At 63.6% G+C, this 15,582-nt stretch carries 13 protein-coding genes; 9 read left to right on the forward strand and 4 right to left on the reverse strand.

The genetic code is table 11. The features are described 5' to 3' along the window. Positions 1–289: 289 nt before the first annotated feature. The 3 genes from mprF to CK627_RS12500 all read left to right on the forward strand — a co-directional run bounded on the left by mprF (position 290) and on the right by CK627_RS12500 (position 5,245). Positions 290–2,839, forward strand: a complete 2,550-nt coding sequence (mprF, locus tag CK627_RS12490) for a bifunctional lysylphosphatidylglycerol flippase/synthetase MprF (protein ID WP_043169856.1) — start codon at positions 290–292, stop codon at positions 2,837–2,839. Between the two features lie 9 nt (positions 2,840–2,848). Continuing rightward, on the forward strand, positions 2,849–3,535 hold the full coding sequence (locus tag CK627_RS12495; protein WP_095592488.1) for an AcvB/VirJ family lysyl-phosphatidylglycerol hydrolase: 687 nt from the start codon (positions 2,849–2,851) through the stop codon (positions 3,533–3,535). Between the two features lie 156 nt (positions 3,536–3,691). Then, the gene (locus tag CK627_RS12500) at positions 3,692–5,245 is read left to right on the forward strand and encodes a methyl-accepting chemotaxis protein (RefSeq protein WP_095592489.1); all 1,554 of its coding nucleotides are present in this window, start codon (positions 3,692–3,694) and stop codon (positions 5,243–5,245) included. 66 nt (positions 5,246–5,311) lie between these two features. Here the strand turns inward: CK627_RS12500 and CK627_RS12505 are convergent, their stop codons facing one another. Then, positions 5,312–6,895 (reverse strand): GGDEF domain-containing protein, encoded by a 1,584-nt coding sequence (locus CK627_RS12505; RefSeq protein ID WP_054544651.1) that lies wholly within the window; start codon positions 6,893–6,895, stop codon positions 5,312–5,314. Between the two features lie 86 nt (positions 6,896–6,981). Here CK627_RS12505 and CK627_RS12510 point away from each other — a divergent pair, with 86 nt between their 5' ends. The 6 genes from CK627_RS12510 to maiA all read left to right on the forward strand — a co-directional run bounded on the left by CK627_RS12510 (position 6,982) and on the right by maiA (position 12,562). Beyond that, the gene (locus CK627_RS12510; protein WP_017764188.1) at positions 6,982–7,641 is read left to right on the forward strand and encodes a TIGR01621 family pseudouridine synthase; all 660 of its coding nucleotides are present in this window, start codon (positions 6,982–6,984) and stop codon (positions 7,639–7,641) included. After that, positions 7,638–8,297, forward strand: a complete 660-nt coding sequence (locus CK627_RS12515) for an HAD family hydrolase (protein WP_095592490.1) — start codon at positions 7,638–7,640, stop codon at positions 8,295–8,297. The genes CK627_RS12510 and CK627_RS12515 overlap by 4 nt, the downstream gene beginning before the upstream one ends. Before the next feature lie 237 nt (positions 8,298–8,534). After that, on the forward strand, positions 8,535–9,632 hold the full coding sequence (hppD, locus tag CK627_RS12520; protein WP_005302356.1) for a 4-hydroxyphenylpyruvate dioxygenase: 1,098 nt from the start codon (positions 8,535–8,537) through the stop codon (positions 9,630–9,632). Positions 9,633–9,679: 47 nt separating this feature from the next. After that, on the forward strand, positions 9,680–10,840 hold the full coding sequence (locus CK627_RS12525; protein WP_095592491.1) for a homogentisate 1,2-dioxygenase: 1,161 nt from the start codon (positions 9,680–9,682) through the stop codon (positions 10,838–10,840). 11 nt (positions 10,841–10,851) lie between these two features. Continuing rightward, positions 10,852–11,850 (forward strand): fumarylacetoacetate hydrolase family protein, encoded by a 999-nt coding sequence (locus CK627_RS12530; protein ID WP_095592492.1) that lies wholly within the window; start codon positions 10,852–10,854, stop codon positions 11,848–11,850. A 73-nt stretch (positions 11,851–11,923) separates the two neighbouring features. Continuing rightward, positions 11,924–12,562 (forward strand): maleylacetoacetate isomerase, encoded by a 639-nt coding sequence (gene maiA, locus CK627_RS12535; RefSeq protein WP_041203201.1) that lies wholly within the window; start codon positions 11,924–11,926, stop codon positions 12,560–12,562. Between the two features lie 81 nt (positions 12,563–12,643). Here the strand turns inward: maiA and CK627_RS12540 are convergent, their stop codons facing one another. From CK627_RS12540 to CK627_RS12550, 3 genes are all read right to left on the reverse strand, one after another. Continuing rightward, positions 12,644–13,144 carry a thioredoxin family protein gene (locus CK627_RS12540; RefSeq protein WP_095592493.1) on the reverse strand — a complete coding sequence of 167 codons (501 nt, stop codon included), beginning with the start codon at positions 13,142–13,144 and terminating at the stop codon, positions 12,644–12,646. A 179-nt stretch (positions 13,145–13,323) separates the two neighbouring features. Continuing rightward, positions 13,324–14,988, reverse strand: coding sequence for an asparagine synthase B (gene asnB / locus CK627_RS12545; RefSeq protein WP_095592494.1), 1,665 nt, complete (start codon positions 14,986–14,988; stop codon positions 13,324–13,326). A 206-nt stretch (positions 14,989–15,194) separates the two neighbouring features. After that, the gene (locus CK627_RS12550) at positions 15,195–15,560 is read right to left on the reverse strand and encodes a cupin domain-containing protein (protein WP_095592495.1); all 366 of its coding nucleotides are present in this window, start codon (positions 15,558–15,560) and stop codon (positions 15,195–15,197) included. Positions 15,561–15,582 lie beyond the last annotated feature (22 nt).

The following is a 15,582-nucleotide window of genomic DNA, read 5'->3' on the forward strand; positions in this document are numbered from 1 at the left end:
GGGCCTGTGTCGCCGGGGAATTAATCCGGCCAGAGCTGAGTAATTTATTTTTGCGGCGAGACTCGTCTTTTGCAAAAGAGTCGATATAAAGTGGGATGCCATGCTGGGGCGCGCTGGTTTGCCGGAGGAACAGGCCGTCACGCTCACCTTCCGGGCTCGTCCGTCATGGCGCATCACACAGCAATCAAAGAGCAAGGGGCGAGTACGTGCCAGGGGCACTGCCCGCCATCGGTGCAATGTTCAGCAACATGACGCAGGCAGCCATCAGCCGCGTCGGTAGGGATTGGCAATGCGGCGTCATCTGTTTATCTGGTTAGGCCCGTTATGTAGCTTGTTGTTGTTGGGGGCGGCGCTGGTCGTCCTCTATCGTTTGACCCACCTCTGGCACTGGCACGACATCCGGCTGGCCATCTGGTCTTTGCCGCTGCCGCTGCTGGGTGGTGCCCTGCTGCTGACCCTGCTCAGCTATGGCTGCCTCTGCTGCTACGACATGCTGGCGGTGCACGCCCTCGGCAAGCGGCTGCCCTGGCAGCAGGTGGGGGTCACCTCGTTTATCGCCTACACCTTCTCCAATACCTTGGGTTTCGCCCTGCTGACCGGCTCGTCGGTGCGCTATCGCATCTACTCGGCCCTCGGGCTCAACACCGGGGAGGTGGCCAGGATCATCCTCTTCTGCTCGGTGACCTTCTTCCTCGGCCTGCTGGCCTGGGGGGGCTCGGCCCTGCTGGTGGGGCAGGCCACCACCCTGTTGCCGGACTGGCCGCTGTGGGCCGATCAGCTGCTCAACCTGGCGGGGGGGCTGGCGCTCTTGGCGGTGCTTGGTTACCTGTTCTGGCCAAAGCCCGTGCTGGTCTGGCGCGGCCACGAGCTGGTGCTGCCGGTATTCAGAACCCGGTTGCTGCAACTGCTGGTGGCGCTGCTGGACTGGATGGCCGCCGCCGCCGTGCTCTATGTGCTGCTGCCGGCGGACAGCGTCTCCTATCCGGTGCTGCTCAGTGCCTTCGTGCTGGCCAGCTTCCTCGGGGTACTGGCCCATGTGCCGGGCGGGATCGGGGTGTTCGAGGCGAGCATGAGCCTGCTGCTGGCCAAGTACCTGCCGGTGGACAAGCTCCTGGCCTCCCTGCTGCTCTATCGCTGCATCTACTATGTGCTGCCTTTCCTGTGCGCCCTGCTGCTGTTCACCAGCCAGGAGCTGTTGCAGCAGAAGGCGCGCTGGAGCCGGTTGCAGGGCATCATGAGCGCGGTGCGCGAGTTCTTGCCGGCGCTGATCAGCCTGGGAGCGTTCGCGGCGGGCAGCCTGCTGCTCTGCTCCGGGATGATCCCCACCATGCGCGGGCGCATCGAGATGTTCCTGCAGGTATTGCCGTTGCACCTGCTGGAGCTCTCCCATGTGCTTGGCAGCGTCAGCGGCGTGCTGCTGATCCTGCTGGCCCGCAGCCTCTACCGGCGCCACGATGCCGCGTTTCGCATCACCCAGCTGCTGCTGGGGCTGGGGATGCTCTTCTCCCTGCTCAAGGGGTTTGACTGGGAGTCGGCCCTGCTGCTCGGGCTGTTCCTGCTCATCATCACCCCCTGTCGCTCGCTGTTCTATCGCAAGGGCTCCCTGCTGCACGCCCAGTTTACCCCGGGCTGGCTTATCTCGGTGGGGGCCGTGCTGCTGGGGGCGCTCTGGCTGCTGCTCTTCTCCTATCGCCAGGTGGAGTATGACCACGCCCTCTGGTTCCACTTCTCGCCCCATGGCGCCGCCTCCCGCGGGCTGCGGGCCATGGGCAGCGTGGTGGCGGTACTGGCGGTGGTGGGGGTGGCCCAGCTGCTGGCGCCGCTGCGGGTCTCCGGACGCAAGCCGGAGCCGGACGAGCTGGCCCGCGCCCATGCCCTGGTGCTGCGCGAGGGGGGCGGTCACGGTTACCTGGCCCAGCTTGGCGACAAGTCGCTGCTGTTTCACCCCGGTGGCGAGGCGTTTCTGATGTACGGCGTCGAGGGCAACGGCTGGATCGTGATGGGGGATCCCATCGGTCAGCCTGAGCTTATCGAGGAGCTGCTCTGGCAGTTTCGCGAGCTGTGCGATCAGCACGATGCCAGCCCGGTGTTCTACCAGGTGTCGGCACGCTACCTGCCGCTCTATCTGGAGCTGGGACTGATCCCGTTCAAGCTGGGGGAGGAGGCCATCGTCGATCTGGCAGCCTTCGAGCTGGCCGGCAGCCGGCTGCGCAACCTGCGCCAGAGCCATGCCAAGGGCAAGCGGGAGGGGTTGTCGTTCGAGGTGGTGGCGCCGGAATGCGTGCCTGCACTGCTGCCCCGCCTCAAGGAGGTGTCGGACACCTGGCTGCAGAGCAAGCAGGGCAAGGAGAAGGGCTTCTCGGTGGGCAGTTTCGAGCCGGCCTATCTCAGTCTGAGCCCGGCCGCCCTGGTGTGGCACGAGGGGCAGATCGTCGGCTTTGCCAACCTCTGGGTCAGCGACAACAAGGCGAGCCTCTCCATCGACCTGATGCGCTACAGCCTGGACACGGGCACGGCCCCCATCATGGATTTCCTGTTCGTCGAGCTGCTGCTGTGGGGCAAGGGCGAGGGCTACGCCAGCTTCAACCTCGGCATGGCGCCCATGTCCGGCTTCAACGATCACCCCCTGAGCGGCTACTGGACCAAGCTTGGCAACACCATCTTCACCCGGGGCAGCCGTTTCTACAATTTTCAGGGGCTCAGGCGCTACAAGGAGAAGTTCTCGCCGGATTGGGAGCCGCGCTACCTGCTCTGCGCCAGCAAGCTGGTGTTGCCGCGGGTGCTGACCAACCTGATCTCCCTGATCAGCCGAGGCCCGTTCGGGCTCATCAAAAAGTAGGAGTCGTTCATGAGGATCCTGTTATTGCTGCTGGCGTGCTGCGCCTTCTCGCTCTCTGCCGCGCCGGTGAAAGAGGAGTTGGGGCTGGTGGAGCTGCCGGTGGCGCAAGCCTCAAGCGCCCCCATGGTGGTGTTCATGAGCGGTGACGGCGGCTGGGCGGCGCTGGACAAGGGGCTCAGCGCCCAGCTGCAGCAGCACGGCATGCCGGTGGTGGGCTGGAGCTCGCTCACCTACTACTGGAAGAAGAAGGATCCAGAGCAGGTCACCGCCGATCTGGTGCGGATCCTGGACGATTACCAGTCCCGCTGGGGGCGCCAGCGCTGGCTGCTGGTGGGCTTCTCCTTCGGGGCGGAAATCGTGCCCTTCGTCATCAACCGGCTGCCCGAACCCTACCGCAAGAGCCTGCTCGGGGCCGTGATGCTCTCCCCCTCGACCGCCTCCGACTTCGAGATCCACGTCAGCGACATGGTGACCCGCGACAAGGCAGGCAGTTATCCCACCCAGCCCGAGGTCAACGCCATTCACACCCTGCCGATGCTCTGCCTGCAGGGGGCGGCAGACGACTCGCCGGTGCGGCTCTGCCCCCACTTGCAGCAGCCCAACGTGACTACTGTGACCCTGCCGGGATCCCACCATTTCGAGGATGACTACCCTGTGCTGTTCAAGGCCATCGCCAGCCATCTCAGCCTGCAGTAAGTGTGAACGCGGGCAGAAAAACTTGATGTAAATCAAAGTTCATGCCCTATCAGGCCGGATTGTGCGCAGCCGGCCTGTTTCTTTTTGATTTCGCCTTTACAGGCGTGGATTGCTTCCCAACACTCTACTGAGCAATAAAACAGTAGAGGGGGCTGCATGCGCGAACAAAGAGCTCATCTAGTTGATCAGGAAGTGGATTTCGCCGCTGATGAACAGCTGGTGTCCACCACGGATCTGCGGGGCGTGATCACCTACGCCAATGACAACTTCTGCCGGGTCGCCGGTTACAGCCGGGCCGAGCTGGTGGGGCAGCACCACAACATGGTGCGCCACCCCGACATGCCCAAGGCGGCATTTGCCGACCTGTGGGGCAAGCTCAAGCAGGGCCAGCCATGGCGCGGCATGGTGAAGAATCGCTGCCAGGATGGTCGCTACTACTGGGTGGATGCCTATGTCACCCCCATCTTCGAGCAGGGCAAGATCAGCGGCTACCAGTCGGTGCGCTGCCGCGCCGATCCGCAGATGAAGCAGATCGCTGCCCGCACCTATGCGCGGCTGCGGGCGGCGGAGCAGGGCGGTGGCAGGCCCAGAATTTCACTGGCGCGGCTGCGTCACGGGATGGCGGTGGCCGGGCTGCTGGCACTGGGTTGGCTCGGCACAGTAGAGCTGGGTGGCTGGGCCGCTCTGTACATGGCGCTGCCGCTGATCTTGCTGGGGCTGCTCTATCGTCACGAGCTCATCACCACCCCCCGTTACTTGCAGCAACTGGCCGGCGAGTACGACAGCCTGACCCGCCTCATCTACTCGGGGCAGGAGCCGAGCGCCATCGCTGACTTTCACATCAAGCTGCTGCAGGCCCGCATCCGCACCGTGCTCGGCCGGGTGGACGACGCCACGCACTCGTTGCAGGATCTGGCGGTACATCTGAAGAGCGCCTCCAGCGAGGCGAGCTCGGACATTGCCGAGCAGGATGCCCAGACCCAGCAGATGGCGACCGCCATCACCGAGATGGCGAGCACGGCGCAGGAGATTGCCCGCAACATCCAGGATACCAACAGCCAGATCGCCGAGGCCAAGGCCCACTGCCAGCACACGGATCAGCAGTTGATCGAGACCGAGCACAAGATCACCGATCTGGCGAAGGAGGCGGAGCACGCCTTTGCCTCGGCGGTGGCGCTGGCCAGCGAGTCGGATCGCATCGGGGTGCTGATGGGGGAGATCCAGGGTATCGCCGATCAGACCAACCTGCTGGCGCTCAACGCCGCCATCGAGGCGGCTCGGGCTGGGGAGCAGGGGCGCGGCTTTGCGGTGGTGGCTGACGAGGTGCGCACCTTGTCTACCCGCACCCACAAGGCGACCGAACAGATCCAGGGCAGCATCGGCCAGATCCAGCGCACCCTGAACGGCTGGAAGGGGATGATGCAGAACAACCTGCAACAGACCCAGGCCTGCGTGGAGATGACCCGGATGGGGTCGGACAGCCTGCATCAGGTGCTGGCGGAGATCGAGCTGGTGATGGACTTCTCGGCCCAGATCTCGGCGGCGGCGGAGCAGCAGCAGGCGGTGGTGGAGGACATCAGCCAGAACGTCAACCTCATCTCCCAGCACTCCCACGCCAACAGCAACAAGATGCAGGACGTGGACGAGTCGAGCGAGATCCTGCTGACCAAGGCCAGACAGCTCAAATCCCTGGGACAGACCTTCGGCTAGCCGCCGCTGACATCCATACAACAACAAGGCCACCCACGGGTGGCCTTGTTCTGTCAGGCGTGTCGATCAGGCAGTGGCCTGGCCCAGCGGGTTTCCCTTGTCGTGGTACATGGCGCGGTCGGCCTGGATCAACCACTGCTCGGGACGCCAGCCCGGCTGGTACTGGCTGATGCCGACGCTGATGCCGACCGACAGCGGGACTCCCTCCACCTCGAATGGCGGCTGCATGGTGGCCCTGATCTGCTCGGCGATGGCGTCAGCCTGCGCCTGATCATGGTCCGGCAACAGCAACACGAACTCGTCGCCGGCCAGCCTGGCGAAGAAGTGCTGCGGCCCGAGGCTGCGGCTGATCCGCTCCGCCAGCTGGCAGAGGAGGGCATCGCCGTGGCTGTGGCCGAAGTTGTCGTTGACCTGCTTGAAGTCGTTGAGATCGCAAAACAGCAGGCAGCCTGGCGCCGGCCCCTTGACCTGGGCGTCGAGCCGCTCCATCAGGCTCAGCCGGTTGGGCAGGTTGGTGAGGGGGTCGCGGCGGGCCAGCTGCCAGATCTCCTCTTCCCGCTGACGGCGCAGGGCAATTTCGCGGTTGAGCCGCTGGTTGCACATCAATAGATAGAGGGCCAGCAGCAGGATCAGCACGCTGGCCGCCAGGCTCAACAGGAACCAGGGGCGCCAGAAGATCCACTGCTCGGAGGGGGCCTGATAGAGAAAGTCGCTCAAGGAGACCGGCTTTGACACCAACCCGATCTCCACCAGCTGCTGCATGATATGGGCCATGCGGTCAGGATTCATATACCCGATCTCCACATAGAGCGGCTGGATCATCTCCTTGCTTACCTGCAGCTCGTACTCCATGTGGGCCTGACTGCGGTTGACGCCATACTCCTTGCGCAGCAGGGCGATGGCCTCCTGCGGGTGGGCCAGGGCGTAGCGCCAGCCGGCCAGGCTGGCGGCCCGAAAGCGGGCCACCCGATCCGGATGAGCATGCTCCTGGGCCTGGGTGGTGAACAGGATGTCGCTGTAGAAATCGATGCCGTAGTTGCGCGGATTGATGACGGAGACGGGGATGCCGCGTTCCTCCAGATAGAAGGGCTCGTTGCTGAGGTAGGCGTTGAAGATGTCGACCCGTCCCTGGATGAGATCCTCGATGTTGACCGAGGTGGGCAGCGGGATGAGCTGACGCTCGCTCAGCCCCTGATAGAAGAGGGTGGCCAGCAGTTCGGCGTCCTGATGGGCCGAAAACATCATGATCCGTTTGCCACGCATGTCATCAACGGTGAGAATGCCGCTGTCACGGCGGGCCAGAAAGATGGACGGCGAGTGCTGATAGACGCTGGCGAGCGCCAGCAGCGGCTTGCCGTTGGCATAGCTGGTCAGCACCTCGGTGTTGCCGACCCCGAAGTCGGCTCGTCCACTCAGCACCTCTTCTACCGGGCTGATGCCCTTGCCGCCGGGCCGTATCTCAACGTCCAGCCCGGCACTGGCATAGAAGCCCTTGGCCTTGGCCATGTGATAGCCAACGAACTGGGGCTGGTGCAGCCAGCGCAACTGGAGCACCACCCGCTCCGGGGCCTCAAGGGGGGATTCGCTGGCCCGCAGGGGAACAGCATGGCTGATACCGATCAGCAGCAGCCAAAGCAAGCATCTCTTCATCCGTGCGAGTCTTGTTCTGAGTGTTCATGGGGTGCGACCCCGCAGGGTCATCTTCTTGTAATTAAAAACATTCTAAAGGGTTATTGATGTACCGGATACTAGCGCAGCACAAAGATTTCATGGTTATCAACAAGGGACCCGGGCTCGGCATGCACGACGAGACCGACGAGTCCGGTCTGCTCCATCCTGGCCTGGTCAGCCGGGTCAAGGCCGACACCGGTCTGCTGCTCTATCCGGTGCATCGGCTCGACAAGATGACCTCCGGGCTGGTGCTGCTGGCCCGCACCACCGAGGCCAACCGGGCCCTCAGCATGGCCTTTGCCGCGCGGGAGGTGAGCAAGCAGTATCTGGCCCTCTCCGATCGCAAGCCCAAGAAGAAGCAGGGCTGGGTGAAGGGAGACATGCAAAAGGGGCGGGGGGGCAGCTGGATGCTGACCCGCACACTCGACAACCCCGCCATCAGCTGGTTCGACTCCGTCTCGGTGCGCGAAGGGTTGCGCCTTTATCGCATCAAGCCTCAGACCGGCAAGACCCACCAGATCCGGGTGGCCTTGAAGAGCGTGGGGGCGCCGATCCTCGGGGATGAGCGCTACGGCGGCACGGCGGCCGATCGCGGCTATCTGCACGCTTGGCGCCTCGCCTTCACCCTGGCGGGGGAGGCGTTCGACTTTGTCTGTCCGCCCGACGAAGGCGCGCTGTTTGTGCTGCCCGAGCTGCACGCCGCCATTGCGGGGCTGGCCGAATGATGGGGGCGACAGTGCCGGAGCTACCCGCCAGCGGCTGGATCCTGGCGGATTTTGACGACACCCTGGCACCGGATGACAGCCATGCCGGCTTGCTGCGCTTCATTCTGCGCCGCCGCATCTGGCCGCTACTGCTGTGGCCTGTGATGGCGTTGGGGGGGCTGGTCTATCTGCTGCCAAGCCAGCGCAGGCGCGGTATTTCGCTGATCTGGTGGGCCATCACCCTTGGGCTGTCGCCGCTAGGGTGGCGCCGCCTGGTACGGGCCTATTGCCGCACCCGACCTGGGCTGTTTCGTGAGGCGCGCGCCCTGCTGCTGGCCGAAGGGCAGCGCTGCTGGGTGCTCTCCGCCAGCCCCCGCGCCCTGGTGCGGGGTCAGCTCCATCAGCAGCTGCCCGGCCAACTGCCCCATCGTATTCTGGGCTCGCGGATGCACTATCGTCTCGGCGGCCTGATGCCGCGTTTTTACTGTCACGGCCGCCACAAGATCCTGCCCGGGATCCACGCCCTCGGCGCCACCCTGGCCCTGAGCGACAGCCTGCACGACTTGCCACTGCTGGCAGAGGGGCAGGCGGCCTGGCTCATCAACCCCACCCCGGCGCGGCTGCAACGAGCGCGGCAGTCACTGCCCCGCATCGAGCCCAGATACTGGTCCCTGTAAGGCAAAACTGACAGCCTTGTGGGTCGCCACCGAGCGCGCCACAAGGCTGCGGCTTCAATGTCACAATCTATTTACATCTTTTGGCGCCGCCCCCCGCCAAACTATCTGAACGCCGCCTCTTTTCTTCCGCTACGCCCCTGCCTCTAATGAAACAAGTTGTTAACAACGCCGGTGGCAGCTGCCCGCAGCGCCCCGGTGTGACCCGTTTCGTTATCAGTCAATCGCAAGGAGCGCATCATGACGACCACTTCTTCTGCCCGTACTCACACCATCAACCCGCTCGGCACCGATGGTTTCGAATTCGTCGAGTACACGGCGCCCGATGCCAAGGGCATTGCCGCCCTCAAGGCGCTGTTCGTCTCGCTGGGCTTTGCCGAGGTGGCCAAGCACAAACACAAGCAGTGCTGGCTCTACCGCCAGGGGGACATCAACTTCGTGGTCAATGCCGAGCCCCACTCCCAGGCCGAGCAGTTTGCCAGCCTGCACGGGCCGAGCGTCTGCGGCATGGCATTTCGGGTGAGCGATGCAGGCAAGGCCCAGCAGTACGCCATCGCCAAGGGTGCCAAGCCGTTCGTCGGCAAGATTGGCCCCATGGAGCTCAACATTCCCGCCATCTACGGCATCGGCGAGAGCACCCTCTCCTTTGTCGACCGCTACGGCGACAAGGGCTCCATCTATGACGTGGACTTCGTCTTCTATCCGGACTGGCAGGCGCGCATGGCCGAGGTGGATGCAGGGCTCTACGAGATTGACCACCTGACCCACAACGTGCAGCGCGGCAACATGGATGTCTGGTCCAATTTCTACGAGCGGATCGGCAATTTTCGCGAAATCCGCTACTTCGACATCGAGGGCAAGCTGACCGGGCTCCATTCCCGCGCCATGACCGCCCCTTGCGGCAAAATTCGCATCCCCATCAACGAATCCTCCGACGACAAGTCCCAGATTGAAGAGTACCTGCGCCAGTACAAGGGGGAGGGGATCCAGCACATCGCCATGGCGTCGAGCGACATCTACCACACCATCCGTACCCTGCGCGGCCGTGGCACCGGCTTCATGCCGACCCCGGACACCTACTACGAGAAGGTGGACAGCCGGGTCGAGGGGCACCAGGAGGATCTGGCGGCGCTCAAAGAGCTGCGCATTCTCATCGACGGCTCTCCCACCAAGGACGGTATCCTGCTGCAGATCTTCACCGATACCGTCATCGGCCCGGTGTTCTTCGAGATCATCCAGCGCAAGGGCAACGAAGGCTTTGGTGAGGGCAACTTTCAGGCACTGTTCGAATCCATCGAGCTGGATCAGATCCGCCGCGGGGTGCTCAATGATGCGTAACGAAAGCCGCCACGCGCAGGTTGTCGGTCAGGCAAGGGAGGTTGGCAATGCGTAACTGGATTAACTTTCCCCACCGGGAGGGGACACACTCCCGCCAGGCTCATGCCGACCTGCCCGAGCAGGCCATCTATGAGCGTGAACTGGGCCGCTCCGGCTTTTTCGGGCCGGCCACCCACATGCACCACAAGCATGCCCCCACCGACTGGGTCAACTGGGAGGGGCCGCTGCGCCCGCGCCTGTTCGATCTCAACGCCCTCGGCGAGGAGGTGAGCTCCCTCTCCCCCTGGGTGATGCCGGATATTCTGAGCAACCCCCACTGCCGCTACCGCATCTGGCTCCTGCATGAGCCCATGCCGTTTCTGGTGCGCAACGCCGATGGCGACGAGCTCCTGTTCATCCACGAGGGGAGCGGCGAGTTTTACTGCGACTACGGTCACCTGACCCTGCGCGACGGCGACTACCTGGTTATCCCCCGCGGCACCATGTGGCGCATCGAGCCGACGGCGCCCCTGTTCATCCTGATGATCGAGGCGACCAACGACAGCTACCAGCTGCCGGACAAGGGGCTGGTGGGCAATCACGCCATCTTCGACCCGGCGGCGCTTGACGTGCCGGCCATCAACGAGCGCTTCCTGGCCCAGCAGGATGAGAATCCCTGGTCGCTGCAGGTCAAGCGCCACAACCAGGTGTCGGTCATCACCTGGCCGTTCAATCCGCTGGATGCGCAAGGGTGGCACGGGGACTTGTGCGTGGTGCGCCTCAACTGGCGGGACATCCGCCCGCTGATGAGCCACCGCTACCACCTGCCACCGTCGGCTCACTCCACCTTCGTGGCGAGCCGGTTCGTGGTCTGCACCTTCGTGCCGCGCCCCATCGAGAGCGATCCCGGCGCCCTCAAGGTGCCCTTCTACCACAGCAACGACGACTACGACGAGGTGCTCTTCTATCACGCCGGGGATTTCTTCAGCCGGGACAACATAGAGCGGGGCATGGTCACCTTCCATCCCGCCGGATTTACCCACGGTCCCCATCCCAAGGCGTTTGCGGCGGGTCAGACCTACGCCAAGAAGTTCACCGACGAGGTGGCGGTGATGCTCGATACCCGTGATGCGCTCAACGTCGGCAGCCTGTGTGACGGGGTGGAGAACCCGCGTTACGTCACCAGCTGGTTGCGCCCGGAACTCACACCCGCCACCAACGGCAAATAAAAGGAATCTCTATGAAACTGGCAACCCTGAACAATGGTAAACGGGACGGCGCCCTGGTGGTGGTGAGTCGCGATCTGAGCCGCGCGGTGCGCGTGCCGCACCTTGCCGCCACCCTGCAGGCGGCCCTCGACGAGTGGGCCGAGCTTGCGCCCAGGCTGACCGCCGTCTATCAGCAGCTCAACGATGGCGCCTGCCCTGACGCCTTCCCGTTCGACGAGACGGCCTGTCTCTCCCCGCTGCCGCGCGCCTACCAGTGGGCTGACGGCAGCGCCTACGTCAACCATGTGGAGCTGGTGCGCAAGGCGCGCGGCGCCGAGATGCCAGAGAGCTTCTGGCACGATCCCCTGATGTATCAGGGGGGCTCGGACAGCTTCCTGCCGCCGCGGGGCACTATCCCGATGGGGTCGGAGGAGTGGGGCATCGATTTCGAGTCGGAGATCGCCGTCATCACCGACGACGTGCCGATGGGCATCAGCCCGCAGGCCGCCGCCGGCCACATCAAGCTGCTGATGCTGGTCAACGACGTGAGCCTGCGCAACCTCATTCCGGGTGAGCTTGCCAAGGGCTTCGGCTTCTTCCAGTCCAAGCCCTCCAGCAGCTTCTCGCCGCTGGCCATCACCCCGGACGAGCTGGGGGATGACTGGCGCGACGGCAAGGTGCATCTGCCCCTCGAGACCCACCTCAACGGCGCCCTGTTCGGCGCCCCCGATGCCGGGGTGGACATGACCTTCAACTTTTATGAGCTGATCGCCCACGCCGCCAAGACCCGGCCGCTCGGGGCGGGCTGCATCATCGGCTCGGGGACCGTCTCTAACTACGACAGAAGTCGTGGCTCATCCTGCCTCGCCGAGCTGCGAATGCTGGAAATTATCGAGTCAGGTCAAGCCACTACACCCTTTCTGCGCTTTGGTGATACAGTGTCCATCGCGATGCAGGATCGCAACGGGATGAGTCTGTTTGGCACCATTTTGCAGCGGGTCACGCCGGCAGAGGCCAGTCAGACGAAGTGAAGGGGCCGGCATGGACACGTGGCCGACGGGTGAGCGGCAGGTGTCCATGCACCTGTCAACACAGGGACAAAGTATGTTGCAGTTGTTTGGATATTGGCGTTCATCGGCAAGTTATCGGGTACGGATCGTGATGCAGCTCAAGGGGCTCGACTACGAGCAGCATCCGGTCAATCTGCGGCAGGGCGAGCAGCGCGAGAAGGCCTATCGCCGGCTCAATCCCCAGGGGCTGGTGCCGTTTCTGGTGGATGGTGAGGTGCAGGTGGGGCAGTCGGTGGCCATCATGGAGTACCTCGACGAAACCTACCCCGCTCACCCGCTGATGCCGTCCGCCCCCGAGGAGCGGGCCCGGGTACGCCAGATCGTCAACATGATCGCCTGCGACATCCATCCCCTCAACAACCTGCGGGTGCTCAATTACCTGGGAGAGCACCTCAGGGCGGGTAAGGAGCAGGAAGCGGCCTGGTATCGCCACTGGATTGACGAAACTTTCAGCGCGCTGGAGCAGCTGTTGATGACCACCGCCGGCATCTATTGCGTCGGCAACGAGGTGACCCTGGCGGACTGCATGCTGGTGCCCCAGGTCTACAACGCCCGCCGCTACGACATGTCGCTGGAAGACTATCCCACCATCAACCGCATCGTCGCCAACTGCGAGCAGTTGCAGGCCTTTATCAAGGCCGCCCCCGCCAATCAGCCGGATGCCCAGCCCTGAGGCTGCGTCCTCCTGCCAGGTTCCAATTATCGAGCCCCGCATCGTCAGCCGACCGTGCGGGGCTTTCATATCAGGGGCTCGCTAGCCGCGGGTGGGCTTGGGCTGGAAGAAGGCGATGAACTTGCCGAATTTCTCCCCGTCGTAGCTGTCCCCCTTCTCCAGCAGCCCGGTGTTGAAGGATTCGAGCAGCTTGCCCTTGCCATCCAGCACGTAGAAGTGGGGCACCCCCAGGTATTCGGGATAATCTTTGAGGAAGGATTCGTTCTTGTTCTGCTTGCTGACGTTCACCTTGACCACCACGAAGGTGCGGTTGAGCTGGCCGGCAAGATCGGGTTTTTGGTCCAGAAAGTGGTTCATCTCCTGGCACCAGCTGCACCACTCACCGCCCACCAGCAGCAGGACTTTCTTGCCCTCGGCGCTGGCCTTGGCGGTGGCGGCGGCGAGATCGCGGGCCGGGTCCCGCTGCTCGTCATAGCCCTGGCTGTAGTCGGGCAGGGTCTGGCTCCAGAGGTGGTCGGCGCTGTACGCCTCGCCATGAAACAGGGCGGTGCCAAGCACCAGCGGCAATAGCAGTCGGTTCATCACGTGCTCCTTGTGTTGTTGTGGTTGCTTCCAAGCCGCAACAATGTGACACGAGCGAGCCCGGCCGCCAAGGGCGAGATGGGCCCTTGTTATGCAAAAAGCGGGAATGGGTCGGCGGGAAAAAACAAAGCCCCTCGCAGGAGGGGCTTGGCATTGAGGCAAAGGAGGTCGCCGGCAGATCAGTAACCCTGCTGGTGGACGTCCATCACGGCGCGACCGGAGGGGTCGGCCATCTCCTTGAACTTGGCATCCCATTCGAGCGCAGTCGGGGTGGAGCAGGCGACCGACTTGCCGTAGGGCACGGTGCGGGCGGCGGACTCCAGCGGGAAGTGCTCGTCGAAGATGGCGCGGTAGTAGTACGCCTCCTTGGTGAGCGGGGTGTTGACGGGGAAGCGGAAGGCCGCCGCCTCGAACATCTGATCCGTCACTTCCTGCTCGACCATGGCCTTGAGGCTGTCGATCCACGAATAACCCACGCCGTCGGAGAACTGCTCCTTCTGGCGCCACGCCACCTCGTGGGGCAGCAGATCCTCGAACGCTTCGCGCAGGATGTGCTTCTCGATCTTGCCCTTGCCGCACATCTTGTCGGCGGGGTTGAGGCGCATCGCCACGTCCATGAACTCCTTGTCGAGGAAGGGCACGCGACCCTCCACGCCCCAGGCGGCCATGGACTTGTTGGCCCGCAGGCAGTCATAGAGGTGCAGGGCAGACAGCTTGCGTACCGTCTCCTCGTGGAACTCTTTAGCGTTCGGCGCCTTGTGGAAGTAGAGGTAGCCGCCAAACAGCTCGTCGGAGCCTTCGCCGGAGAGCACCATCTTGATGCCCATGGCCTTGATGTAGCGCGCCATCAGGTACATGGGGGTGGAGGCGCGGATGGTGGTGACGTCATAGGTCTCGAGGTGATAGATGACGTCCCGCAGGGCATCCAGACCTTCCTGCACCGTGAAGTGGATCTGGTGGTGGATGGTGCCGAGGTGATCAGCGACCTTGCGGGCCGCGGTCAGATCCGGGGAGCCTTCCAGGCCGACGGCGAAGGAGTGCAGCTGGGGCCACCAGGCTTCGCTCTTGCCATCGTCTTCTACCCGGCGGGCGGCATAGAGCTTGGTGATGGCGGAGATGACGGACGAATCCAGCCCGCCGGAGAGCAGCACGCCGTAGGGCACGTCGCACATCAGCTGGCGCTTGACCGCCGCCTCCAGGGCCGCTTTGAGCTCGGCCTTGTCGCTGACGTTGTGCTCGACCGCACCGTACTCCATCCAGTCGCGTTTGTACCACTGTTTAAGCTCGCCATCCTTGCTCCACAGGTAGTGTCCCGGCGGGAAGGTTTCGACGCTCTTGCAGACCGGCACCAGGGCCTTCATCTCGGAGGCGACATAGAAGTTGCCGTGCTCGTCGCGACCGGTGTAGAGGGGGATGATCCCCATGTGGTCGCGACCAATCAGGTACGCATCCTGCTCGGCGTCGTAGAGGATAAAGGCGAAGATGCCGTTGAGATCGTCCAAAAAGGCCGGGCCCTTCTCCTTGTAGAGGGCCAGCAGCACCTCGCAGTCGGAGTGGGTCTGGAACTGGAAGTCGACCTTGAGGTTCTTCTCCAGCTCCTTGTGGTTGTAGATCTCGCCGTTGACGGCCAGCACATGGGTGCGCTCGGGGTTGTAGAGCGGCTGGGCGCCGTTGCCCGGATCGACGATGGCCAGGCGCTCGTGCACCAGAATGGCTTTGTCGGAGCTGTAGACGCCGGACCAGTCAGGACCGCGGTGACGCAATCGCTTGGACATCTCCAGCGCCGATTTGCGCAGGGCGGCCGCATCGGATTTGATGTCCAGAATGCCGAAAATAGAACACATTGGCGGTAATCCTCTTGATTTTTATATGAGCCCCCCACGTTCGGGCTCGAAATTCCATTTACATTCCTCGCCAATCACAATGCCTAGTGCAAAAACCTTTTGCAAGCGGGAAAACCGCAGAAAATCATGCCGTAAGCGTCAAGCAGGTAGGGGAGTGCGGCGACCCGTCCGGCCGCCGGAAAAAAGAGAAGAGGTTGACGTGAACGTCAGCTGGTGGGTTCGAAGATCACATAGAGCTTGCGGCAGGGGGTGAGGGTCTCCCACTCCCCGACAAAGCCGGCGGGAATGACGAACTGGTCGCCGGGCTTGAGGGGCAGCCTGCCGCCTTGCTCGTCGTGGATCACCGCCTCGCCCTCCAGCAGCTGGCAGTATTCATGCTCGGTATAGTGGATGGCCCAGCGCCCCGGCTCACAGCTCCAGAAGCCGACGTGGAACTGCTGGCTCGGATCCGAGTAGTGGTTCCACACCGTCTGGCGCGGGTTGCCGGCGCGCAGGCGATCGGGGGCGGGCATCAGCGGGGTGGGAGCCACCTCGTGGCGATCGAGCAGGATCCAGTCGTTGAGGGTCTTCATGCTGCCTCCTTGGCAAGGGATA

The organism is Aeromonas dhakensis, assembly GCF_002285935.1.
Classification (GTDB): domain Bacteria; phylum Pseudomonadota; class Gammaproteobacteria; order Enterobacterales; family Aeromonadaceae; genus Aeromonas; species Aeromonas dhakensis.